18 protein-coding genes are annotated in these 21,895 nt (G+C 70.2%); 12 read left to right on the forward strand and 6 right to left on the reverse strand.

The annotated features are described in order from the left end of the window. Nucleotide 1: 1 nt before the first annotated feature. The 8 genes from lpxD to CNR27_RS11920 all read left to right on the forward strand — a co-directional run bounded on the left by lpxD (nt 2) and on the right by CNR27_RS11920 (nt 9,450). Nucleotides 2-1,030, forward strand: coding sequence for a UDP-3-O-(3-hydroxymyristoyl)glucosamine N-acyltransferase (lpxD, locus tag CNR27_RS11885; RefSeq protein WP_096299046.1), 1,029 nt, complete (start codon nt 2-4; stop codon nt 1,028-1,030). Continuing rightward, the gene (fabZ, locus tag CNR27_RS11890; RefSeq protein ID WP_096299048.1) at nt 1,027-1,497 is read left to right on the forward strand and encodes a 3-hydroxyacyl-ACP dehydratase FabZ; all 471 of its coding nucleotides are present in this window, start codon (nt 1,027-1,029) and stop codon (nt 1,495-1,497) included. The genes lpxD and fabZ overlap by 4 nt, the downstream gene beginning before the upstream one ends. A 1-nt stretch (nt 1,498) precedes the next feature. Then, nucleotides 1,499-2,281: an acyl-ACP--UDP-N-acetylglucosamine O-acyltransferase gene (gene lpxA, locus CNR27_RS11895; RefSeq protein ID WP_096299050.1), complete on the forward strand. Its 783-nt coding sequence runs from the start codon at nt 1,499-1,501 to the stop codon at nt 2,279-2,281. A 29-nt stretch (nt 2,282-2,310) separates the two neighbouring features. Then, nucleotides 2,311-3,561, forward strand: coding sequence for a lipid-A-disaccharide synthase (gene lpxB / locus CNR27_RS11900; RefSeq protein ID WP_096299052.1), 1,251 nt, complete (start codon nt 2,311-2,313; stop codon nt 3,559-3,561). Beyond that, nucleotides 3,558-4,187, forward strand: coding sequence for a ribonuclease HII (gene rnhB / locus CNR27_RS11905; RefSeq protein WP_096299054.1), 630 nt, complete (start codon nt 3,558-3,560; stop codon nt 4,185-4,187). The genes lpxB and rnhB overlap by 4 nt, the downstream gene beginning before the upstream one ends. A 240-nt stretch (nt 4,188-4,427) precedes the next feature. Then, nucleotides 4,428-7,958, forward strand: coding sequence for a DNA polymerase III subunit alpha (gene dnaE, locus CNR27_RS11910; protein ID WP_096299056.1), 3,531 nt, complete (start codon nt 4,428-4,430; stop codon nt 7,956-7,958). Nucleotides 7,959-8,127: 169 nt separating this feature from the next. Continuing rightward, nucleotides 8,128-9,087: an acetyl-CoA carboxylase carboxyltransferase subunit alpha gene (locus CNR27_RS11915; protein ID WP_096299058.1), complete on the forward strand. Its 960-nt coding sequence runs from the start codon at nt 8,128-8,130 to the stop codon at nt 9,085-9,087. Nucleotides 9,088-9,171: 84 nt separating this feature from the next. Continuing rightward, nucleotides 9,172-9,450: a hypothetical protein gene (locus CNR27_RS11920; RefSeq protein WP_096299060.1), complete on the forward strand. Its 279-nt coding sequence runs from the start codon at nt 9,172-9,174 to the stop codon at nt 9,448-9,450. A gap of 103 nt (nt 9,451-9,553) precedes the next feature. On the opposite strand, the gene CNR27_RS11925 is transcribed toward CNR27_RS11920, so the two are convergent. Further along, the gene (locus CNR27_RS11925) at nt 9,554-10,615 is read right to left on the reverse strand and encodes an NADH:flavin oxidoreductase/NADH oxidase (protein ID WP_096300609.1); all 1,062 of its coding nucleotides are present in this window, start codon (nt 10,613-10,615) and stop codon (nt 9,554-9,556) included. A 99-nt stretch (nt 10,616-10,714) separates the two neighbouring features. On the opposite strand from CNR27_RS11925, the gene tilS reads away from it, so the two are divergent. Genes tilS through CNR27_RS11940 form a run of 3 tightly spaced genes read left to right on the forward strand, consistent with a single transcriptional unit; the run spans nt 10,715 to nt 13,202 of the window. Further along, a complete protein-coding gene (gene tilS / locus CNR27_RS11930; protein ID WP_096299062.1) occupies nt 10,715-12,037 on the forward strand; it encodes a tRNA lysidine(34) synthetase TilS in 1,323 nt (440 codons plus the stop codon). 9 nt (nt 12,038-12,046) lie between these two features. Beyond that, complete coding sequence (locus tag CNR27_RS11935; RefSeq protein WP_096299063.1) at nt 12,047-12,319, forward strand: exodeoxyribonuclease VII small subunit; 273 nt, start codon at nt 12,047-12,049, stop codon at nt 12,317-12,319. A 4-nt stretch (nt 12,320-12,323) separates the two neighbouring features. Beyond that, on the forward strand, nt 12,324-13,202 hold the full coding sequence (locus CNR27_RS11940; protein WP_096299065.1) for a farnesyl diphosphate synthase: 879 nt from the start codon (nt 12,324-12,326) through the stop codon (nt 13,200-13,202). A 30-nt stretch (nt 13,203-13,232) separates the two neighbouring features. On the opposite strand, the gene CNR27_RS11945 is transcribed toward CNR27_RS11940, so the two are convergent. The 3 genes from CNR27_RS11945 to pmbA form a co-directional block, all read right to left on the reverse strand. Then, a complete protein-coding gene (locus CNR27_RS11945) occupies nt 13,233-13,682 on the reverse strand; it encodes a DUF4870 domain-containing protein (RefSeq protein WP_096299067.1) in 450 nt (149 codons plus the stop codon). Between the two features lie 155 nt (nt 13,683-13,837). After that, the gene (locus tag CNR27_RS11950) at nt 13,838-14,248 is read right to left on the reverse strand and encodes a DUF4870 domain-containing protein (protein ID WP_096299069.1); all 411 of its coding nucleotides are present in this window, start codon (nt 14,246-14,248) and stop codon (nt 13,838-13,840) included. Between the two features lie 90 nt (nt 14,249-14,338). Further along, on the reverse strand, nt 14,339-15,718 hold the full coding sequence (gene pmbA, locus CNR27_RS11955; protein ID WP_096299071.1) for a metalloprotease PmbA: 1,380 nt from the start codon (nt 15,716-15,718) through the stop codon (nt 14,339-14,341). A gap of 23 nt (nt 15,719-15,741) precedes the next feature. Here pmbA and yjgA point away from each other — a divergent pair, with 23 nt between their 5' ends. Beyond that, entirely contained in the window at nt 15,742-16,341 is a 600-nt protein-coding gene (gene yjgA / locus CNR27_RS11960) for a ribosome biogenesis factor YjgA (protein ID WP_096299073.1), read from the forward strand. A 127-nt stretch (nt 16,342-16,468) separates the two neighbouring features. Here yjgA and tldD read toward each other — a convergent pair whose 3' ends face one another. Both tldD and CNR27_RS11970 read right to left on the reverse strand, forming a co-directional pair. After that, complete coding sequence (gene tldD / locus CNR27_RS11965; protein WP_096299075.1) at nt 16,469-17,932, reverse strand: metalloprotease TldD; 1,464 nt, start codon at nt 17,930-17,932, stop codon at nt 16,469-16,471. A gap of 93 nt (nt 17,933-18,025) precedes the next feature. Beyond that, nucleotides 18,026-21,889, reverse strand: a complete 3,864-nt coding sequence (locus CNR27_RS11970) for a YhdP family protein (protein WP_096299077.1) — start codon at nt 21,887-21,889, stop codon at nt 18,026-18,028. Nucleotides 21,890-21,895 lie beyond the last annotated feature (6 nt).

The raw sequence follows: 21,895 nt of genomic DNA on the forward strand, positions 1-21,895 counted from the left end.
GATGACCGGAACCGAAACCCGCCACACCGCCGCCGCGCTCGCCGAGCGCTTCGGACTCGCAGTCCATGGCGCGCCCGACACCACAGTGAGTGGTGTCGGCACGCTCGCAGGCGCTACTGAAGACCAGCTGTCGTTCCTGTCCAATCCGCGCTACCGAGCGCAGTTGTCGACGACCCGCGCCGGTATCGTGGTGCTGCGCGAAGCCGACGCGGCAGGATATGCGGGCACCGCGCTGATCGCCCGGGATCCCTATGTCGCGTACGCGAAGATCGCGGCGCTGTTCGAGCCGGCCAGCGATGCCCCGGCGGGCGTGCACGGCTCGGCCGTCATCGATCCCACCGCGCAGATCGACCCGACAGCATCGATCGGTCCTCTGGTCAGCATCGGCGCCCGCAGCGTCGTCGGCGCCGGCGCCAGCATCGGACCCGGCTGCGTGGTGGGCGAAGACTGCGTGGTCGGCGAGGGCAGCCGCCTGATCGCACGCGTCACCCTGGTCACGCGTGTGCGCCTGGGCCGGCGGGTGACCCTCCATCCGGGCGCCGTGCTCGGGGCGGCCGGCTTCGGCCTGGCGATGGACGCCGGCCAGTGGATCAACGTCCCGCAGCTGGGCGGGGTCGTGGTCGGCGACGACAGCGACATCGGCGCCAATACGACCATCGATCGCGGCGCCCTCGACGACACCGTGATCGAGGAGGACGTGCGCCTCGACAACCTGATCCAGGTCGGACACAACGTGCGCATCGGCGCGCATACCGCGGTCGCGGGCTGTGTCGGCATCGCCGGCAGCACGAAGATCGGCCGCTACTGCCTGCTGGCAGGCAAGGTCGGCGTCGCCGGCCATCTCGAAATCTGCGACCGCGTCGTTGTCCATGCGATGACGATGGTGTCGGCTTCAATCACCGAGCCCGGCGAATATTCGGCCGGCATTCCCGCCCAGCCCACGCGCGAGTGGCGGAAGAATGCCGTACGGATCCGCCAGCTCGATTCGCTCGCGCGCCGCGTCACGGCGCTCGGGAAGGGGGAAACATGACGCAGGACGACACCCGGGCAGAGATCACGCTGCCGATCCACATCGACGGCATCCAGGGCCTGTTGCCCCACCGCTATCCGTTCCTGCTGGTCGACCGCGTCGTCGAGTTCGAGCCCGGCAAGCGCGTGCTCTGCTACAAGAATGTCTCGGCCAACGAGCAGTTCTTCCAGGGGCATTTTCCGAGCCAGCCGGTGATGCCAGGCGTGCTGGTGGTCGAAGCGTTGGCCCAGGCCGGCGGCATCCTGTCGCACCTCACCCGGGGCAAGAACCACAATGGCAACCTCTCCTACCTGGTGAAGGTGGACGCGGCGAAGTTCTCGCGCATGGTGGTGCCGGGGGACCGCCTGGAACTCGAGGTCTCGATCAAGCGCGAGATCCGCAACATGACGATGTATTCGGGCATCGCCCGGGTCGACGGCGAACAGGCCGCGTGCGCGGAGATCCTCTGCGCCGAGGTCCCGCGCTGACATGGCCGTGCACATCCACGCCAGCGCGGTCGTCGATCCCGGCGCGAAGCTCGGCGAGGACGTGCGCATCGGTGCGTTCTCGCTGATCGGCCCCGAGGTCGAAATCGGCGACGGGACGATCGTCGGGCCACACTGCAGCATCCACGGGCCCACGCGCATCGGCCAGGGCAACCACATCCACGGTCACGCCGCGATCGGTGGCGAGGCGCAGGACAAGAAATTCGCCGGCGAACGCACCGAGCTCGTGATCGGTGATCGCAACACGATCCGCGAGTTCGTGACGATCAACCGCGGGACCGGCGACGGCGGCGGCGTCACCCGCATCGGCGACGACAACTGGTTCCTCGCCTACACGCACGTCGCCCACGACTGCGTGGTCGGCAACCGCTGCGTGTTCTCCAACAATGCGACGCTCGCCGGTCACGTGACCGTCGGCGACCACGTGATCCTCAGTGGCTTCGTCGGCATCCACCAGTTCTGCCGCATTGGTGCGCATGCGTTCATCGGAATGGGCGCGTTCGTCAATGGCGACGTCCCCCCCTTCGTGATGGTCGCCCAGGACGGCTATGGCCGTCCGCGGGGCGTCAATATCGAAGGTCTCAGGCGCCGCGGCTTCGACAGCGCACGCACCTCGGCGATCAAGCGTGCCTATCGCGCACTGTATGTGTCCGGCGATTCGCTGGCCGACGCGCGCGCACGCCTTGCAGAGATGGCGCAGGACAGCGACGACGTCCATGAATTCCTCGCGTTCATCGAATCGGGCGACCGTCCGCTGCTGCGTTGAGCATCCGAACGCGGCACGGCGAGACGCCGATGCCGCACAATGACGTCGTGCCCGTGTCCGCGCCAACTCCCGTGCCTTCCTCCGCCGACAGCGCCTCCGCGCCGCTGCGCATTGCACTTGTCGCGGGCGAGGCCTCCGGTGACCTTCTCGGCGCGGGCCTGATCGAGCAGCTGCGGGCGCGCCATCCGCAGGCGATCTTTGCCGGCGTCGGCGGCGACGCGATGCGCGCGGCCGGCATGGACACCTGGCACGACGCCTCCGAGCTCGCGGTGATGGGGCTGTCGGAAGTGCTGCGGCACCTGCCGCGCCTGCTGCGCCTGCGCCGCGACCTGCGCGAGCGCCTGCTGCAATGGCGGCCGGACATCTTCGTCGGCATCGACGCTCCCGATTTCAACCTGGGGCTGGAACGCGCGCTCAAGCAGCGCGGGATCCGCACCGTCCACTACGTGAGCCCGTCGATCTGGGCCTGGCGCCAGGGGCGCGCGGCGAAGATCGGACGCAGCGCAGACCTGGTGCTGTGCCTGTTCCCGATGGAACCGCCGATCTATGCCACCCACGGCGTGGACGCGCGGTTCGTCGGGCACCCGCTGGCGGAGATGCTTGCGCTCGAGCCCGATCGCGCCGCGGCGCGCACAGCGCTCGGAATCGCTGACGACGCACCGGTGCTCGCGGTCCTGCCCGGCTCGCGGCTCGGCGAAATCGCGCGGCTCGGCGAGATCTTCCTCGATGCCGCCGCGCGCGTGGCCGCTGCCCTGCCCGGCCTGCGCATCGTGGTGCCGGCGGCCAATGCATCGTGTCGCGACGCGATCGATGCCCTGCGCGCGCAAGCCCGGTTCGCCGATCTCGACATCCGGGTACTCGACGGCCAGGCCCGCACCGCCATGGTCGCCAGCGATGTCGTGCTGCTCGCGTCCGGCACCGCCACGCTCGAGGCGCTGCTGGCCAAGCGGCCGATGGTTGTGGGCTACCGCATTTCGCCGAGCACGGCCTTCGTCGTGCGCCTGCTGAGGCTGATGAAGGTCGACCGCTTCTCGCTGCCCAATGTCCTGGCGGGCCGCACGATCGCGCCGGAGTTCATGCAGGAAGGCTGCACGCCCGAGAACCTGTCGACGGCCGTGCTGCACTGGTTCCGCGATCCACATGCGGCGCAGGCTCTACAGCCCGTCTATCGCGATCTGCATCTGCAACTGCGCCGCGGCGCATCGGCGACCGCTGCCGATGCGGTCGCACGCCTGGCCGTGCCCGCGCTGCCCGCGCCCGGTCCGGGAGCAACGCCATGACCCGGCGCCTGCGCGTTGCCGGTGTCGACGAGGCCGGCCGGGGGCCTCTGGCCGGGCCGGTGGTGGTCGCGGCAGTGATCCTGCACCCGAAGCGCCCGATCGACGGTCTGGACGATTCCAAGAAGCTGACCGGGAAGCGCCGCGAGGCGCTGTATCCGCAGATCGTCGAGCGAGCGCTTGCATGGCGGGTGGAATTCGTCGATGTCGACGAGATCGACCGCATCAACATCTACCAGGCGACGATGGTCGGCATGGCGCGCGCGGTGCAGGCGCTGGCGCCGGCCGCCGAGCGCGTGCTGGTCGACGGCAACCGCCTGCCACGCGGCCTGCCCTGTCCGGCGCGCGCAATCGTCGGCGGCGATGCGCTCGAACAGTCGATCATGGCCGCCTCGATCCTGGCCAAGGTCGCGCGCGACCGGGCCATGGTCGCGCTGCACGAGCACTGGCCCGATTACGGCTTCGACCAGCACAAGGGTTACTCGGCGCCGCTGCATCTGGCCGCCCTGCTCGCCCACGGCCCCTGCGTCCACCACCGTCGCAGCTTCGCGCCCGTGGCGCGGCTGCTGACCCCGCAAGCGGAGCCCCCGGCGACCGCCGATCTGTTCGCCGATGCGCTGCCGGCCTGAGTGACCATGGACGCAACCGGCGTGCAGCATCGACGCCAGGCCCACTCCGCCCCCCCATCCGACCGGCTGCCACAGGCCGGCTTCTCCCGCGGCTGTTCATCTCCTGCCCGGGCCCGGACTGAACGCGGCCCCCGTGGCACGACCGTCGCATCCGCGCCAGGGCGCGAGCCGCCCGCTGTCAAGCCTTGTCCACCCCCACCCCGACCCCTAACCTGAGCCTCCGGCCGCCACGCCTGCGCAATGTCCACCCGCTTCGCCCACCTGCATGTCCACAGCGAATACTCGCTCTCCGATTCGACGATCCGGATCAAGGAGCTGGTCAAACGCTGCGCGGCGCTCGACCAGCCCTCGGTCGCGCTGACCGACCGCAATAACCTGTTCGCGCTGGTGAAGTTCTACCGCGCGGCCGAGGGCGCCGGCATCAAGCCGGTGATGGGCGCGGACATTTCGATCGCCGAAGGCGACGAGCCGGCATCCACGCTGACCCTGCTGTGCCGCAACCACGACGGCTACCTGTCGCTGTCGCGCCTGCTCACGCGCGCGTGGATGGAGGGCCATCGCACCGATGGCGTGGTGGTGCGTCCCGAATGGCTGCGCGAGGCGAATGCCGGCCTGTTCGCCATCGCCGGCCGCCACGGGCCGGCCGCAAAACTGCTCACCGGCGGTCGCGACGATCTCGCGCGCCAGTGGTATGCGCAGTGGCGCGAGGTCTTCGACGACCGCCTGTTCCTGCAGCTCACCCGCTGCGGCTTCGAAGACGAGGCGGTGCACAACGCGCTGGCGCTGCAGGTTTCGTCGGATCTCTCGCTGCCGGTGATCGCCGGCAACGACGTGCGCTTCCTCGACGCCGAAGGATTCGACGCGCACGAGGCGCGCGTGTGCATTTCGACCGGTCGGGTACTCGACGATCCACGTCGCCCGAAGCTCTATACGCGCGAGCAGTACCTGAAGTCGGCCGAGGAGATGGCCGCGCTGTTCTCCGACGTGCCCGACGCGATCGACAACACGCTCGCGCTCGCCCAGCGCTGCAACCTGGAACTGCGCCTGGGCACCTACTACCTGCCCGCGTATCCGGTGCCCGACGAGCACACGCTCGACACCTGGATCCGGTCGCAATCGCACGAAGGTCTCGAGGAGCGCCTGGCGAAATATCCGCTCGCCCCGGGGCATACCCGCGAGAGCTACATCGAACGCCTCGACGTCGAGCTCGACGTCATCTGCAAGATGGGCTTCCCGGGCTACTTCCTGATCGTCTCGGACTTCATCAAGTGGGCCAAGGACCACGACATTCCGGTCGGTCCGGGCCGCGGCTCCGGCGCCGGCTCGCTGGTGGCCTGGGCGCTGAAGATCACCGATCTCGACCCGCTTCCCTACGACCTGCTGTTCGAGCGCTTCCTCAATCCCGAACGCGTGTCGATGCCCGACTTCGACATCGACTTCTGCATGGATCGTCGCGACGAGGTCATTGACTACGTCGCCGCGAAGTACGGCCGCGACCGCGTCAGCCAGATCATCACCTACGGCACGATGGCGGCGAAGGCCGTGGTGCGCGACACCGGCCGCGTGCTGGGATTCCCGTACGGCATGGTGGACGGCATTTCCAAGCTGGTGCCGATGACGCTGGGCATCGGCCTCGACGACGCGCTGGGCCGCACCGAGAAGTCGCGCAGCGACGATGCCTGGCGCTCCGACGAGCTGATCGCCCGCTACAACGACGAGGACGATGTCCGCGACCTGCTCGATCTCGCCCTGCAGCTCGAGGACCTGACCCGCAACGCCGGCAAGCACGCCGGCGGCGTGGTCATCGCCCCGTCACCGCTGTCGGATTTCTGCCCGCTGTTCGCCGAACACGACGAAGGCGGGCGTGGCCGCAACCCGGTCACCCAGTTCGACAAGGACGATGTCGAGACGATCGGCCTGGTGAAGTTCGACTTCCTTGGCCTGCGCACGCTCACGATCATCGACTGGGCGGTCAAGGCGATCAACGTGCGCCGCGCGGCGGCGGGCGAGGATGCGCTCGACATCGCCGCACTGCCGCTCGATGACGTCGAGAGCTACAAGCTGTTCGCGCGCGGCGACACCGTCGCGGTGTTCCAGTTCGAATCGCGCGGCATGCGCGAACTGCTCAAGCGCGCCCAGCCCGACACCTTCGAGGACATCATCGCGCTCGCCGCGCTGTTCCGTCCCGGCCCGCTGGGCTCGGGGATGGACAAGGAATGGGTGGACCGCAAGCACGGCCGCACCGAGGTGAGCTATCCGCATCCCTCGCTCGAGCCGGTGCTCTCGCCGACCTACGGCGTCATCGTCTACCAGGAGCAGGTGATGCAGATCGCCCAGGTCCTGGCCGGCTATTCGCTGGGCGGCGCCGATCTGCTGCGTCGCGCGATGGGCAAGAAGAAGGCCGAGGAGATGGCCAAGGAGCGCGCCAAGTTCGAGGCCGGCGCGGCCGCGAACGGCGTCGACCCGCGCGTGGCGAGCTCGATCTTCGACCTGATGGAGAAGTTCGCCGAGTACGGCTTCAACAAGTCGCACTCCGCCGCCTACGCGCTGGTGGCTTACCAGACCGCATGGCTGAAGGTGCACTACCCGGCCGAGTTCATGGCCGCGGTGCTCTCGTCGGACATGGACAACACCGACAAGGTCACCGGCTTTCTCACCGAAGCGCGGACGATGGGCCTGGAAGTGCTGCCGCCGGACGTCAACGCCTCGGCCTACATGTTCGAGGCGATCGACCCCAGGACCATCCGCTATGGGCTGGGCGCGGTCAAAGGCGTGGGCCGCGGCGCCTGCGAGAACATCGTCGAGGCGCGTGTGCAGGGCGGCGTGTTCCCGGACCTGCTGGATTTCTGCCGCCGCGTGGATTCCTCGCGGCTCAACAAGCGCACGCTCGAAGCCCTGATCAACGCCGGCGCGCTCGACGCACTGGGCAAGAACCGCGCCTCGCTGATGCTGCAGCTGCCCGAAGCGGTGAAGGCCACCGACCAGCTCGCACGCAACCGCAGCGCCGGCATCGTCGACATGTTCGGCTCCAGCAGCGGCGATGGCGACGTGCTGCATATCGACCTGCCCGAATGCGAGGAATGGTCCCTCAAGCAGCGCCTCGACGGCGAGCGCGACACGCTCGGCCACTACCTCAGCGGGCATCCGCTCGATCCGTATCGCGAGGAATTGCAGGCACTGGTGGGCACCGACCTGGGCCAGCTCGACAGCCTGTGGGCCGCGCGCGACACCAAGGGTGGCGGCAACAGCTGGCGCCCGGAAACCCAGGTCATCGTCGCCGGGCAGGTCACCTCGATGCGCAAGCGCGGCGATTCCCAGGCCTTCGTGCTGCTCGAGGACGGGCGCGGGCGGCTGGAATGCGGATTCTTCGCAGACGCCAGCGCCGAGTACGCACACCTGCTCACCCGCGATCGTGTGCTGATCGTGGAGGGCGGCCTGCGCGAGGACGAGTTCAGCGGCGGCTTCGCGCTGCGGGTCAAACGCTGCTGGGATTTCCACGCCGTCTGCCCGGAACACGCACGCCGCCTGTCGCTGCGCCTGGACCTGCGCGTGCCCGGCACATTGGCGCGCGTCGAACAGCTGCTGGCCCAGCATCGCCCCGGGCGCACGCCGCTGCGGCTGGATCTGCTGCTCCCCGCCGGCAGCGCCGGCACCCTCGACGTCAACGGCAGCCAGTCGGTGCGCGTGGACGCGGAGCTGCCCGGCACCCTGCGTGCCCAGCCCGGAGTCCGCATCGCCCGCATCGACATCGCCAAGCCCTGGGCGAACTGAGCGGGTCCGGCCAACATCCGTCATCTTGCGGCGATCTGCGTTCCGGACGCCCTCGTACGGCCCCATCCGACGCGCTCGGCTAAACTGTCGGCCCTCCGGCCAGGCCGGACCTGCGTGGCGCCAGGCGCCCGGGTCCACCGCAACCGCTCATCACCGACGGCTTTCCCGAATGAATCCGAACTACCTCGACTTCGAACAGCCCATCGCCGACCTCGAAGCGAAGATCCAGGAATTGCGCCAGGCCAGCGACGGCCCTGCAGTCAACATCGACGCCGAACTGGCGACCCTGCGTGACAAGCTGCGCAAGCGGACCGCCCACATCTTCCGCGACCTGACCCCGTGGCAGGTCTCCCAGCTGGCCCGGCATCCGCAGCGTCCCTACACCAATGACTACATCCGTCACTTCTGCGACGAGTTCCAGGAGCTGGCGGGCGATCGGGCCTATGCCGACGACGCGGCGATCGTCGGTGGCCTTGGCCGGATCAACGGCCGCAGCGTTGTGATCATCGGCCACCAGAAGGGGCGCGACACCAAGACCAAGGTGCGCCGCAACTTCGGGATGCCGCGCCCGGAGGGCTACCGCAAGGCGCTGCGCCTGATGAAGATGGCCGAGCGCTTCAAGCTGCCGCTGCTGACCTTCATCGACACGCCGGGCGCCTATCCGGGCATCGGCGCCGAGGAGCGCGGCCAGTCCGAAGCCATCGCCCGCAACCTGATGGAAATGGCGGGGCTCAGGACGCCGATCATCTGCACCGTGATCGGCGAAGGCGGCTCGGGCGGCGCGCTGGCGATCGGCGTCGGCGATCGCACGCTGATGCTCGAATACAGCACCTACTCGGTGATCTCACCGGAAGGCTGCGCCTCGATCCTGTGGAAGGACGCCGGCAAGGCGCGCGATGCCGCCGAACAGCTGGCGCTGACCGCCAGGCGGCTCAAGTCGCTGGGCCTGATCGACAAGGTGGTTCGCGAGCCCATCGGCGGGGCCCACCGCAACCCGCGCCAGACCGCGACGCGCCTCAAGGCGGTGCTGATGAACGAGCTCGACCAGCTCGAGCAGCTGCCGGTCGAGACGCTGCTGCAGCGTCGCTACGAGCGCCTGCGCGGCTACGGGGCGTACGAGGCGGCGTAAGCGTCGCACCGCCGAACGACGCCTTCCAGTCGCGTTCGAATAGACTTCCGGCGCTGGCGACTGGCCAGCCCAGGGGAGCTCTGCGTGATCATCAAACGTATCGATGTGTTTTCGGCTGCCAAGATCATCGGCATCATCGCCGCCGGGTTCGGCCTGCTGGTCGGAATGATGGTGTTCCTGTTCGAGGGCCTGCTTGGCCCCATGACGGGCACCGGGAATGGATTCGCCATGATGGGGGGCCTCATGGTCATCGCGCTGCCGCTGATGTACGGCATTGCCGGCTTCATCGGCGGCGCGATCCAGGCACTCATCTACAACGCGGCGGCCGGCGTTATCGGCGGCATCCGCATCGAGACCGAGTGATCGATCGCCGCGCGTGGCGGCCTGCACCGTCCCGCGCGGCCTGTTGACGCGACCACACCCGATCGTCCGATGCGCCGCGTCCACCCCGGGCGCGGCGCCTTGATCACCAGCCCCGCTGGTACTGCGGCGGCGCCTCGATTTGCGCACCGAGTTCTGCTGCCGCGCGCCGCGGGAAATACGGATCGCGCAGCAGCTCGCGCGCCAATAGCACGATGTCGGCATCGCCGTCGGCGACGATACGCTCGGCCTGCGCAGGTGTCGTGATCAGGCCGACCGCGCCGGTCGGGATACCGGCGTCTTTGCGAATGCGACGCGCGAACGGGACCTGGTAGCCCGGCCTCGCGTCGATCGACTGCAATGGCGACAGGCCGCCGCTGGAGGTGTCGACGAGATCCACGCCGCGCGCTTTCAGCAGGCGCGCGAGTTCGACGGTCTGGGCAAGATCCCAGCCGCCATCGACCCAATCGGTCGCCGACACTCGCACCCACAGCGGCAGTCGCTCGGGCCAGACGCCGCGCACCGCGTCGACCGTGTCCAGCACCAAGCGCACGCGATTGTCGAAGCAGCCGCCCCAGGCATCGTCGCGCGTATTCGAAAGTGGCGACAGGAACTGGTGCAGCAGATAGCCGTGGGCGGCGTGGATTTCCGCCACCTCGAAGCCCGCCGCCAGCGCGCGGACCGCCGCTGCGCGGAAGTCGGCGACGACGGCGGCGATGCCCTCCGCGTCGAGGGCCCGCGGCGACGGATAGGTCGCGTCATAGGCCAGCGCCGACGGCGCGACGACCTCCCAGCCGCCCTCCGTGACCGGCACCGCGCTGCGGCCACGCCATGGCGCATGGGTGCTGGCCTTGCGCCCCGCGTGCGCGAGCTGGATCGCCGGCACCGCACCCTGTGCACGGATGAACGCCGCGATCGGCGCCCAGGCCTGCGCCTGCGCGTCGTTCCAGATGCCGGCGTCCTGCGGCGAGATCCGCCCGTCCGGGGAGATCGCCGCGGCTTCGGTCATCACCAGTCCCGCGCCGCCGACCGCACGGCTGCCCAGGTGCACGAGCTGCCAATCGTCGGGCATGCCGTCGACGGACGAGTACTGGCACATCGGAGAAACCGCGATGCGGTTGCGCAACGTCACGTCGCGCTGGCGGAACGGGGCGAACAGGGCAGCCATGCAGTCATCCTCCGAGGGGTGCTCACTGTAGGCGGCACGGATGCCGACGGCGACCGCACCGCCGGATCGGAGCATTGCAGCGCATGGCACCATGCGCGCATGCCGCCCGTACTGCCCCTGCCCGCGCTCCCCGGTGACGGACCGCTCCTCGTGGGGTTCAGCGGCGGACTCGACTCCACCGCGTTGCTGCACGCGCTCGCCCATACGCCGCAGGCGCGCATGCGCGGGCTCTCCGCGATCCACGTCCATCACGGCCTGCAACCGGCCGCCGACGGCTGGGCCACGCACTGCGCGGCGGTCTGTGATGCACTTGGACTGCAATGCGAGATTGCCCGTGTGCATGTCGTGCCCGATGGCCGGGGCCTGGAAGCTGCCGCCCGCGATGCACGTCATGCCGCGTTCGCCCGGCATCTGCCCGATGGCGGCCTTCTCGTCCTCGCCCACCACCGCGACGACCAGGCCGAAACCGTGCTCTTGCGTGCCTTGCGCGCGTCCGGTCCCGAGGGGCTCGCGGCGATGCGACCGTTGCGCAGCTTCGCAGCAGGCCAGCTGTGGCGCCCCCTGCTGGCCCTTCCGCGCGCGCGGCTGCTTGCGTATGCGCAGGCCCACCACCTGCATTGGATCGAGGACGCCAGCAACGCCGGCGACGACGCCGACCGCAACTTCCTGCGCAACCGCGTCCTGCCGCTGCTGCGCACGCGCTGGCCGCAGGCCGACGCGGCGCTGGCCGGCGTTGCGGCCTTGCAGGCCGACGCCGGTGACCTGCTCGACCCGGGTGACGCGGAAGCGCTCGCGCAGGCACGGACGCTGGATCCGGCCGTCCTCCGGCTCGACGCCCTGCGCAGGCTTCCGCCCGCGCGTCGCGCCCGTGTGCTGCGTCGCTGGTGCGCCGCGCTCGGCCTGCCCCCGCTGCCGGCGCAGGCGCTGGCCTGGTGCGAGCACGACCTGGCCAGTGGCCAGCCGGATCGACAGCCCTGCTTCGACTGGGCCGGCCACCGCCTGCAGCGCTGGCGTGAGCTGCTGCATGCGGGGCCGGTGCGCGCGCCGCTCGATCGCGTCTTTTCGGACATCTGGCACGGCCGCGCACCGCTTTGCCTGCCGGGCGGGGGCGTGCTGGCCTTCGAAGGCGTCCTGGACGAAGCGGGGCCCTGGCGGGTCCAGGCGCGCCGGGGTGGCGAGCGCATCCGCCTGCCGGGACGTGACCATACCCACGCCCTCAAGCACGTACTGCAGTCGCTGGCGATCCCGCCCTGGCTGCGGGCCCACCTGCCGCTGCTGGTCGATGCCAGCGGTCGGCTGGCGGCGGCCGGCGACCTCGTCTTCGACGCCGGTTTCGACGCCTGGCTCCGCAGCGGCCATCGCCGGCTGCGCTGGTGGCCGCCGGGCACCACGGCATCGGCCCTGCACGCGCCGATGCTTTAAAATCCGCGGATGCCGAAAAAGCCTGCCACTACCGAACCCAGTCCCGTCGCGGATTTCGAGAACGCGTTGACCCAGCTCGAGTCGCTGGTCGAACGCATGGAGGGCGACGAACTGAGCCTGGAGGAATCGCTGGGCGCCTACGAGCGCGGCGTCGGCCTCTATCGCCGCTGCCAGCAGGCGCTCGAGGATGCCGAGCTGCGTGTACGCCTGCTCAGCGACCCGGCCGCGCCGGAACGCGCCCAGCCCTTCGGAGAAGCTGCGGCAGACGGTCCCGATGCCTGACCCGATGGTGGGGTTGAACGAGGTCTGGCGCGCGCGCACCGACGCGAGCCTGCAACGCGCGCTCGACGCCGTGGCGGGCGGCGAGCCCCGCCTGCACGCGGCGATGCGCCATGCAGTGCTGCTCGGCGGCAAGCGCATGCGCCCGCTTCTTGTGCACGCGACCGCCCACGCGTTCGGCGCCGCGCCCGGAGCCGCCGACGCGGCCGCGGCCGCGATCGAGCTGGTGCATGCCTATTCGCTGGTCCATGACGACCTGCCGGCAATGGACGACGATGCGCTGCGCCGTGGCCAGCCGACCGTGCACGTCGCCTTCGACGAAGCCACCGCGATCCTCGCCGGCGATGCGCTGCAGACATTGGCGTTCTCGCTGCTGGCCGAGGCCCCGCTCGATGCGGAGATCCGCCTGGCGATGGTCGCCGCGCTGGCGCATGCCTCCGGCGCGAACGGCATGTGCGGCGGCCAGGCGCTCGATCTCGCCGCAACCGGCGAGGACGTATCGATCGATATCGCCGCGCTCGAACGCCTGCACGCAATGAAGACCGGCGCCCTGCTGCGGGCCGCGGTCACCCTCGGCGCGCTGGCAGCCGGTGTCGACGCCGACACCCGCGCCCGGCTCGACAGCTTCGCCGCCGCGCTCGGCCTCGCATTCCAGATCCGCGACGATCTGCTCGACATCGAGGGCGACAGCGCGACGCTCGGCAAGACGGCCGGCAAGGATGTCGCGCAGGACAAGGCCACCTTCCCGGCGCTGATCGGGCTGGAAGCCTCGCGTGACCGCCTGCAGGCGCTGGCCGCGCGCATGGACGAGGCGCTGGCGCCGTTCGGCGATGCCGTCGCGCCGTTGGCCGCCCTCGGTCGACGCGCGATCGAGCGCGATCACTGAAGCGGATCGTTCGACCGGGCTGCGAACGGCTTATCGGCGCCCGAAGAACCGGATCGTCAGCGGGTGCTCGTAATGCTCGCCGTTCAGTGCGCGGACCGCCGCGACGATGCTGCTGACCAGCCACAGCAGCGCAAGTCCGCAGGCCGCCGCGCCCAGCAACAGGCCGGCCGGCACCGTCACGATCGCGCCGATCCCCAGTGTCAGCACGGTCGCGCCAAGCAGAACGATGCCGGTCACGACGATCGCGCAGGCGTAGAGGCACATGCTCAGGTGGAAATTGAGTGCCTCGCGCGCGTGCTCGGCCACGAAGGCGTCCTCATCGCGCTTGGCCAGATAGACCGCGCCGGCCACCAGCGCTCCGGCCAGACCCGACATCCAGCTCGTCAGCAGCGCAAGCACCAACGCGCCGATGTGCATCGCCGCCGCCCAGTTGCGGCTCTCGCTGGCGGGCAGGGTCTGCGGGAAGGATGCGGTCTGCATACGAAGACTCCGGTGGTGGATGTGATCAGGTTTCAGCCTGCCGGCACGTCATGAGCCCCGCCAGCCGCGGAGGTCACCCGGACTTCCGGCACGCCCGTACGCAACAGGCGCCGGCGCGCGGCGCCGGAGCCCGTGTGCTGCAGCAGGGCAGCGGCTTACTTGACCAGTCGCAGCGCGAAGGGATAGCGATACGCCACGCCGTCGTTCGCCTTCATGCCGCCGATGATCGTCAGCACCAGCCACGCGATGCCGAGCAGGATCGAGAGCGGGAAGGTCAGCACGGCGCCCAGGCCGAAGGTGACCAGGGTGATCAGCAGCAACAGCACGCCGACGATCAACAGGGTGATGTTGAAGTTCAGCGCCTCGCGCGCCTGATCGACGGCAAACGGCATCGTGTCCTTCTTGATCAGCCAGATCACCAGCGGGCCGACGATGTTGCCGACCCCGCCGGTGAACAGTCCGGTCAACGCCGACAGATGGGCGAACAGGGCCCACTGGCGCTCTTCCGAAGACGCGGCGCCGGCGGGCGGAGGCGGTGCAAGGGTGTACTTGTCGAACTCGCTCATGCGAAAGCGCCTCTGGTCGTGTGGAAGGATCAGGCCGTGGCCTGCGAAGCACTGTTCAGCGATGGGGGGCCACCGTCAAGTGCGCAAAGCTCAGTCGTCGCCGGCGACGGTCATGCGGCCGAGCAGGATCGACCCTGACCGCACATGCGAACGCGGGTCGATATCGCTGCCCACCGCTTCGATGGTGGCGAACATTTCTTTCAGATTGCCGGCGATGGTGATGCCGTCGACCGCATGCCGGATCTCGCCGCCCTCCACCCAGAAGCCGGACGCGCCGCGCGAATAATCGCCCGTCACCGCATTGACGCCCTGCCCCATCAGACCGGTGACCAGCAGGCCGCGATCCATGCCGCGCAGCAGTTCGTCGAGGCCGCCGGCGTTGGCGGGGATCTCGAGGTTGTGTACGCCGCCCGCATTGCCCGTGGTCTGCAGGCCGAGCTTGCGCGCCGAATAGCTGCCGAGCACATAGCGCTGAAGCACGCCGCCCTCGACCAGCGGTGCTTCGCGCGTGGCCACGCCTTCGGCGTCGTAGGCCGAAGACTGGAAGCCGCGCTCGAGGAACGGCCGCTCGAAGATGCCGAACCACTCGGGAAACAACTGCGTGCCGACGCTGTCGAGCAGGAAGCTCGCGCGCCGGTACAGCGCACCGCCCGACACCGCACCAAGCAGGTGGCCGATCAGCGATCGCGCCACTTCGGCCTGGAACAGCACCGGATAGCTGCCGGTGGGCACGGGCCGGGGATCGAGGCGCGCCAGGGTCCGCTCGGCCGCGCGTCGGCCGATTGCGATCGGGGATTCCAGGTCGTCCGCAGCCAGAGCCACGCTGTACCAGCCCTCGCGCTGCATGCGATCCCCGGCGCCCGCGATCAGCGCGCAGCCGATGCTGTGATGGCTGCTGCGCTCGGCGCCGATGAAGCCATGGCTGTTGGCATACACGCTGAGGCCGCGCGTGGTGCTGACCGAAGCGCCGTCGGAGTTCTCGATGCGCGGATCCGCGTCGCGACCACCGGCCTCGCAGGCCAGGGCCAGATCCACCGCGGCGTCGGCGTCCAGCGCCCAGGGATGCCAGGCATCGAACTCCGGAAAGCGGCCGTCCGGCCCGGGCCGCGCCATCAGTTCGGCGTCGGCCAGGCCCGACGCCTCGTCGTCCTCGGTGAAGCGCGCGATCGCGCAGGCCTGGTCGACCGTAGCCGCGAGGCTCTCCTCGCGCAGATCGGCGGTGCTGGCGGTGCCCCGGCGCTTGCCGAAGTAGACGGTGACGCCGATCCCGCGGTCGCGGGTGGACTCGACGGTCTCCACCTCGCCCATGCGCACATTGACGCTCAGCCCCGCGTCCTCCGAGCAGGACACCTCCGCCTGGGTGGCCCCGGCGGCGCGGCAACGGTCGAGGAGGCGCTGCGATACCGCGGCCAGCGCTTCTAGGCGCTCGGCCGAATCGTCGGCGGTGTGAACATTCAGGGCGGGCGACATGAGCAATGACTTATCCTGTTGCAATGAGAGGCATAGACGAAGATTCCGGCGAGTACCTGGGCCCCAGCCGCAAGCAGAACCGACGCGAAGCGTTGGAAGTGCTGTCGCTGGCCGATGCCCTGGCCGCGCTATCGGAAAACCAGCTGGGCAAACTGCCCATTCCCGAGACTCTGCTGCCGCACATCGCCGATGCGCGGCGCATCACCTCGCACATCGCGCGCAAGCGGCAGCTGGCGTACCTGGCCAAGCAGATGCGGCGCGAGGACGACGAGACGCTGCATGCGATCCGCGATGCGATGGATGCCGGCGGCGCCGCGGCGCGCATGGACACCGCGCAGATGCACCGGGCCGAAGCCTGGCGCGAACGCCTGCTGGCCGACGGCGACGCGGCGCTCGCGGAGCTGCTCGACACGTACCCGGAGGCCGACCGCCAGCGCCTGCGCCAGCTGGTGCGCAACGCCCTGGCGGAGCGTGCGAAGAACAAGCCGCCGGCCGCGTTCCGCGAGTTGTTCCGTGAACTGCGCGGCGTATTCGCGGCGGCCTCGCTCGCGGCGGGTGAAACCGCTGCGGACGATGGCCACTCCGATGACGACGACGCAGGCGACACGGACGACGCTCGCTGAGGACGCGTGGACGCGGCGTCGCCGGCGCTGACGGCGGCGGAAGGCCACCGCGTACAACCCGCTCGTGGGATACCCGAACCTGCGGCGCCCACGCCCGCCGGCACGCATCCGCCCGTGACCCACACCATCAGGCGCGGGTGCCGCCGACGGTCAGCTGATCGATCAGCAGCGACGGCTGGCCGACGCCGACCGGCACGCTCTGCCCGTCCTTGCCACAGACGCCCACGCCATGGTCGAGCGCCATGTCGTGGCCGATCATGCGCACCCGCTGCATGGTCTCGGGACCATTGCCGATCAGCGTCGCGCCCTTCACCGGCGCGGTGATCCGGCCGTCCTCGATCAGATAGGCCTCGGTCGCCGAGAACACGTACTTGCCGTTGGTGATGTCGACCTGCCCGCCACCGAAGTTGACCGCATACAGACCCTTCTTCACCGAACGGATCATGTCTTCGGGCGCGTCCTGGCCGGCGAGCATGTAGGTATTGGTCATGCGCGGCATGACCAGATGCGCAAACGATTCCCGGCGGCCGTTGCCGGTGGGCGCGACCCCCATCAGGCGCGCATTGAGCGTGTCCTGCATGTAGCCGGTCAGCACGCCGTCTTCGATCAGCGTCGTGCACTGCGTCGGCGTGCCCTCGTCGTCGATATTGAGCGAGCCACGGCGGGCAGCCAGCGTGCCGTCATCGACGATGGTCACACCGGGCGACGCCACACGGGTGCCGATACGGCCCGCATAGGTGCTGGTGCCCTTGCGCGCGAAATCGCCCTCGAGGCCGTGGCCGACTGCCTCGTGCAGCAGCACGCCGGGCCAGCCAGCGCCCAGCACCACCGGCATCGTGCCCGCAGGCGCATCCACCGCGTCGAGGTTCACCAGTGCCTGGCGGAGAGCTTCGCGCGCGAACCGCTCCGGCTGTCCGTCCCCGAGCAGTTCTTCGTACGAATAGCGCCCGCCATACCCCGCATAACCGGATTCACGCCGGCCATCGTGCTCCACCAGCACCTGGATGTTGAGTCGCACCAGGGGGCGCACGTCGCCGGCGAGCACGCCGTCGCTGCGCGCGACCAGCACCGTGTCGACGCCGCCCGACAGGCTCACCATGACCTGCTGCACGCGCGGGTCCGCGGCGCGCAGCAGGCGGTCGATGCGGCGCAACGCCTCGACCTTGGCTTCATTGTCGAGCGCATCGATGGGGTCGCGGGGCGCGTAGAGATCGTGGGCGCGGGCGCGGGCCAACGCATGCGGCGCATGTGCGCGGCCGTCACGGGCGATCGCGCGCGCCGACTGCGCAGCGCCCAGCAGCGCACCCGCATCGATATCGTCGGAGTACGCGAACCCGGTCTTCTCGCCACTGATCGCGCGTACGCCCACGCCCTGCTCGATCGCATGGGAACCGCTCTTGACGATTCCATCCTCGACCGACCAGCTCTCGCGACGGGAGTGCTGGAAATACAGATCGCCGAAATCGATGCCGGGACCGAGCAGCGCGGAGAAGGTGCGATCGAGACCGGCGGTATCGAGACCGGCGGGCAGCAGCAGACGGGACTCGGCGAGCGCGAGCGCACCGCCGGAAGACAGGGAAGATTCGGACATCGTCGAAGTGTGGGGGCAAAGCCGCGGATGGCAAGCCGCAGCGGGCGCGCAGCAAGCCATCACCGCTCCGCTACGGCTCGCCAGCGCGCAACTTCAATCGGCCGAACGCGGTCCGTCCCGCGGGGGCGCACCCTGCACCGAGTCGCGGCGTTCGATGACCTCGACCTTCGGGTCCTGCCACGGCCCGCTGACCTGATAACGGCGCGCGCCCATCTCGCCCAGAGGGCCGCGCAGCACCGCATTGGCGAACGCGCCGACTGCCGCGCCCACCGGCCCGGCGGTCAGGGCGCCGACCGCCGGCAGCAGGTTGCCGGTCTTGGGCAGCACCTCGATTTCCTGATCATGAGTGCGCGCCGCGAGATCGGCGCTGCCGCGGATGCGGATTTCGGCGGCCGGCCCGTCGATGACGAGGTTCTCGCCGCGGGCAACGCCATTGCCGAAGAGGATGTCGCCTGCAAGACGGCTGAAACCGAAACCCTTGCTGAAGAAGTCACGGAAATCGAGCGTCAGCCGCCGCGGCAGCTCCGCCACGCTGAGCAGGCCGAGCACGCGGCCCGCACCTGGCTCCACCTCCACAAGCTGGCCGTCGCGCAGCGCCACGCGCATCGCGCCGTTGATCGAGGCGGGGGTGAAGCCGTTCGGCGCGCCGGCCCAGGCGGCAGCGAGATCCACGCGGCCGTGCCCGCCGACGATGCTGCCGGCAAATCCGAGGCCAGAGGCGAGCCGGCCGAAGTCTTCGCTTTCCACGTCGATATCGATGGTGGTGCGGGCGCCGCGGCCCTGACCGGTCCAGCGACCGGTCAGATCGATGCGGTGCGCCGGCGCCCGAACCTGCAGCCGGTCCAGCGACAGCCCGCCGGGCACGCGCCGCGCGTGCGCGTCGACGCGCCCGAGCGCGAGTGCGCCGTACCGCAGATCGTCGATCGCGAGCTGGATCGGCGGCACCGACGCAGGATCGGGCATGTCCGCCGGCGCCGTCGCCGGCACCGCATGGATCATCGGTGCCGTCGTCGCTTTCGCCGCCGCGGGCCAATGCAGGCGTTGCAGGGCGATCGCGACCGGCGCCCCGTCGGCGTCGGGGATGCGCACGTTTCCGGCCAGCGCCGCGCCATCGAGGCGCAGGTCGGTGGCGTCGTCCCGGTGCGCGGCGGTGATGCGTGTCTGGCCGAACCGTCCGCTGCCAAGTCGCAGATCGGCGGTGGTCACATCGACCTGCTCGAGCCTGAGCCCGCCCCCGCCGCTCCCGCCACCGGCCATCAGGCCGATCCAGTCGAGCACGTCGACCACAGGCGTACGGCCACCGACGGCGATGCCCTGCGCGGGCGCCGCGGCATCGACGCGCGCCCGTCCCAGCTCCACGCGGATGCCGGCACGCGCGCCACCGGTACGCGCGCGCAGGGCAAGACGGTCGCCGAATCCGACGAGCACGTCACCGCTGCCGAATGGCAATGGCGCCTCGATCGTCGTGCGCAGCGGCACCCGGGCCGGCTTGTCCAGCGGCGCAGGCAGGCGCAGCGTCGTGCCGACGAGGTCGGAACGCATCAGCAGACGCGCGGCCGGCATTCCCGAACGCGCCGGCGCATCCGGCACCGAAACCCGTATCTGCCAGGGCGCGCGACCGCCGACGTGTGGCCGCAGCCATGCCAGGTCGGGCGCGCGCGCGAGCAGCGCATCGGCGTCCATGGGCATGTCGAGTTCGCCCTCGAACGCGTTGCTGCGCAGCCGCACGTGTCCGTTGCCGGCGCGCAATGACAGCGTGCCCGCCTGTTCGGCCTGACCCGCCTGGCGCGCGGCAAGACCATCGGCATGGAAGCCCGCCTGGTCGAACGCCACGCGGCCCCGGACGTCGTCGAAGGCGAGTTCGAATCGTGAATCGCGCATCGCCACGCCCTGCAACGCCACTTCGCCATCGAGTCGGAACGGTGCGCCCGGCGGCACGGCAAGCGACATCGCGACCTGCGCCCGACCGGCCAGGTCGAGCGCGTCGAGGGTTTCCCCCTGCGTCTTCCGGAACGGGCTCTGTCGCAGCAGCCCGAGCAGTTGCTTCGCATCGGCAGTGGCAGTCGCACTGACCTCGACCGGCGAGTCGCCGTAGTCGCGGATGCGGGCGACGACATCACGCACCGGCACGCCGACCAGCTCGCCGCCCGCGGGCCGCAGTTCGAAACCGGCATTGATGAAACGGATGTGGCCGTTGAGCCCGGTCATCGCCGGCCAGTCGTCCTGGAAGCGAACCGTGGCGTCTTCGATGTCGCCCTCGGCGAGGAACACCCCGCGCCGGTCCCTGGCATTGCGCGAATCGAACGGCCAGTCGTCGAGATCGCCGGCGACGATGCCGTAGCCGTTGCGGACAGTCCCTCCGACCAGCGCCATGTCCAGCCAGGCACGCGCCGTCGCCGGCATCCGGTGGCGCACCCAGAACTTCTTCGCCACCGGAATCTCCGCGGCATCGACATCGGCGACCAGGTCCAGGCGCGGGCGTCCGTCGCCGTCGAACCGCAGCCCGCCGCGGGCATCGGCGGCATAGCCGTCGCCATCGACGCGCAGCCCGGGAGTCTCCACCCGCCAGCCCTCGACGTCGCGCCAGGCGGCAATCTCGCCATCGAGCCGCAGCGGATGGAGGACGTCGAAGCCCACCGGCCAGTCGAACACCGCCTGCGCGGCCGGATCGGGGCGGAACACCACGCCGGCGCCATCGCCGAGGATGGTCCCACCGACACCGGACAGGCCCGGGCGATCGCCGACCGGTACAAACCCCAGGTCCTCGATCCGCGCCGACAGCCGCAGCGGCCCGCCCGCACGCGCGGCGAAGCGCACGTCCGAGAGCACCGCGTGCGGCGCAGCGGCCTGCAACCATTCCCGCAGCGACGGGCTGATGCCATCGCCCAGCGCCGCCAGCGCGATCAGGGGCGCCACTTCGACCCGTCCGGCGTGCATCGAGCGCTGCCGGCCACCGCTCAGCATCAGGCCGTCGAGCACCTGCTCGCGGTCGAGATACACGATGCGCAGCGTCGGTGCGTCCAGTCGCCAGTCGCCGTCGACATGCGCCCAGCGCGCACGTATGCGCGCGCCCTGGAACACGACCGTCGGTGCATCGGTCGAGGCGCGGGCGACATCGCCGGCGCGCTGCAGTGACACCGCATCGAGGGCCACGTCGCCAGTCACCGCTTCGACACGTCGCCCACGCAGATCGATCCACGCATCCACGCGGCCGTGGCCGGCCTGGATCGCCACGCCGCTCGCGGCCAGCAGGGGCGACCAGATGCGCAGGTCGTTGCGCGGCATCGCGACAAAGGCGCGCCCGTCGCCCTGCTCGCGCAGCAGATCCAGACGCAGGTCCAGCGGCGCGCCGTCGGCTTCCACCCAGGCCCGCGCCGCAGCGCGCACGCGGCGCCGGTCGACGCGCATGCGCAGGTCCACGCGCGGCAGCGTGTGCGCGATCGACAGCGAAGGGGCATCGATCGTCAGCCGCGCGCCGACCACCTGCAGCTCGCCCAGCCCCTGCAGCGCGTCGAGGGGATCCTCGTCGTCGCCTGCCGCGCCCGGCAGGCCGCGGACCTGCCAGGTCCCGTCGTCGGCGCGCTGCAGCGTGAGCGCGATGCCATGCAGGCGCAGTTCGGTCAGCGATCGGCCGGGCAGCAGGCCGGAGTACTGCGCGATCTGGATCTCGGCCTTGCCGACCGGCACCGCCAGGCCCGGCTCACCGATACGCAGGCCGGTGACCCGCAGCAACGGCCCACGGCGGGTCCATGCGGCTTCAAGGGTGTCGAACCCGACCGGGCGACCCGCGCGCTCGCTCAGCCAGCGGGCGACGGTCTGCGGGTTGCGTTCAAGCCAGGGCAGCGCGAACTGCGACGTGACGACCGCCGCCAGCGCCATCGTGACCAGCACGGCGGCGAGCAGATACCACGCCGCGCGCCCCGCACGATGCAGGCGCGAGGTCCGGATGGCCGTCATCGCCGC

The organism is Luteimonas chenhongjianii (genome assembly GCF_002327105.1).
Lineage (GTDB): Bacteria > Pseudomonadota > Gammaproteobacteria > Xanthomonadales > Xanthomonadaceae > Luteimonas > Luteimonas chenhongjianii.

Excerpts from the sequence above, each read along its gene's own strand:
- CNR27_RS11915 (WP_096299058.1), top strand. The coding sequence starts at position 8,128 with ATGAATCCGAACTACCTCGACTTCGAACAGCCCATCGCCGACCTCGAA.
- pmbA (WP_096299071.1), bottom strand. The coding sequence starts at position 15,718 with ATGTCGCCCGCCCTGAATGTTCACACCGCCGACGATTCGGCCGAGCGC.
- tilS (WP_096299062.1), top strand. The coding sequence starts at position 10,715 with ATGCCGCCCGTACTGCCCCTGCCCGCGCTCCCCGGTGACGGACCGCTC.
- CNR27_RS11945 (WP_096299067.1), bottom strand. The coding sequence starts at position 13,682 with ATGCAGACCGCATCCTTCCCGCAGACCCTGCCCGCCAGCGAGAGCCGC.
- fabZ (WP_096299048.1), top strand. The coding sequence starts at position 1,027 with ATGACGCAGGACGACACCCGGGCAGAGATCACGCTGCCGATCCACATC.
- tldD (WP_096299075.1), bottom strand. The coding sequence starts at position 17,932 with ATGTCCGAATCTTCCCTGTCTTCCGGCGGTGCGCTCGCGCTCGCCGAG.
- dnaE (WP_096299056.1), top strand. The coding sequence starts at position 4,428 with ATGTCCACCCGCTTCGCCCACCTGCATGTCCACAGCGAATACTCGCTC.
- lpxB (WP_096299052.1), top strand. The coding sequence starts at position 2,311 with ATGCCGCACAATGACGTCGTGCCCGTGTCCGCGCCAACTCCCGTGCCT.
- rnhB (WP_096299054.1), top strand. The coding sequence starts at position 3,558 with ATGACCCGGCGCCTGCGCGTTGCCGGTGTCGACGAGGCCGGCCGGGGG.
- CNR27_RS11970 (WP_096299077.1), bottom strand. The coding sequence starts at position 21,889 with ATGACGGCCATCCGGACCTCGCGCCTGCATCGTGCGGGGCGCGCGGCG.
- yjgA (WP_096299073.1), top strand. The coding sequence starts at position 15,742 with ATGAGAGGCATAGACGAAGATTCCGGCGAGTACCTGGGCCCCAGCCGC.
- CNR27_RS11950 (WP_096299069.1), bottom strand. The coding sequence starts at position 14,248 with ATGAGCGAGTTCGACAAGTACACCCTTGCACCGCCTCCGCCCGCCGGC.
- CNR27_RS11940 (WP_096299065.1), top strand. The coding sequence starts at position 12,324 with ATGGTGGGGTTGAACGAGGTCTGGCGCGCGCGCACCGACGCGAGCCTG.
- CNR27_RS11925 (WP_096300609.1), bottom strand. The coding sequence starts at position 10,615 with ATGGCTGCCCTGTTCGCCCCGTTCCGCCAGCGCGACGTGACGTTGCGC.
- CNR27_RS11935 (WP_096299063.1), top strand. The coding sequence starts at position 12,047 with ATGCCGAAAAAGCCTGCCACTACCGAACCCAGTCCCGTCGCGGATTTC.
- lpxD (WP_096299046.1), top strand. The coding sequence starts at position 2 with ATGACCGGAACCGAAACCCGCCACACCGCCGCCGCGCTCGCCGAGCGC.
- lpxA (WP_096299050.1), top strand. The coding sequence starts at position 1,499 with ATGGCCGTGCACATCCACGCCAGCGCGGTCGTCGATCCCGGCGCGAAG.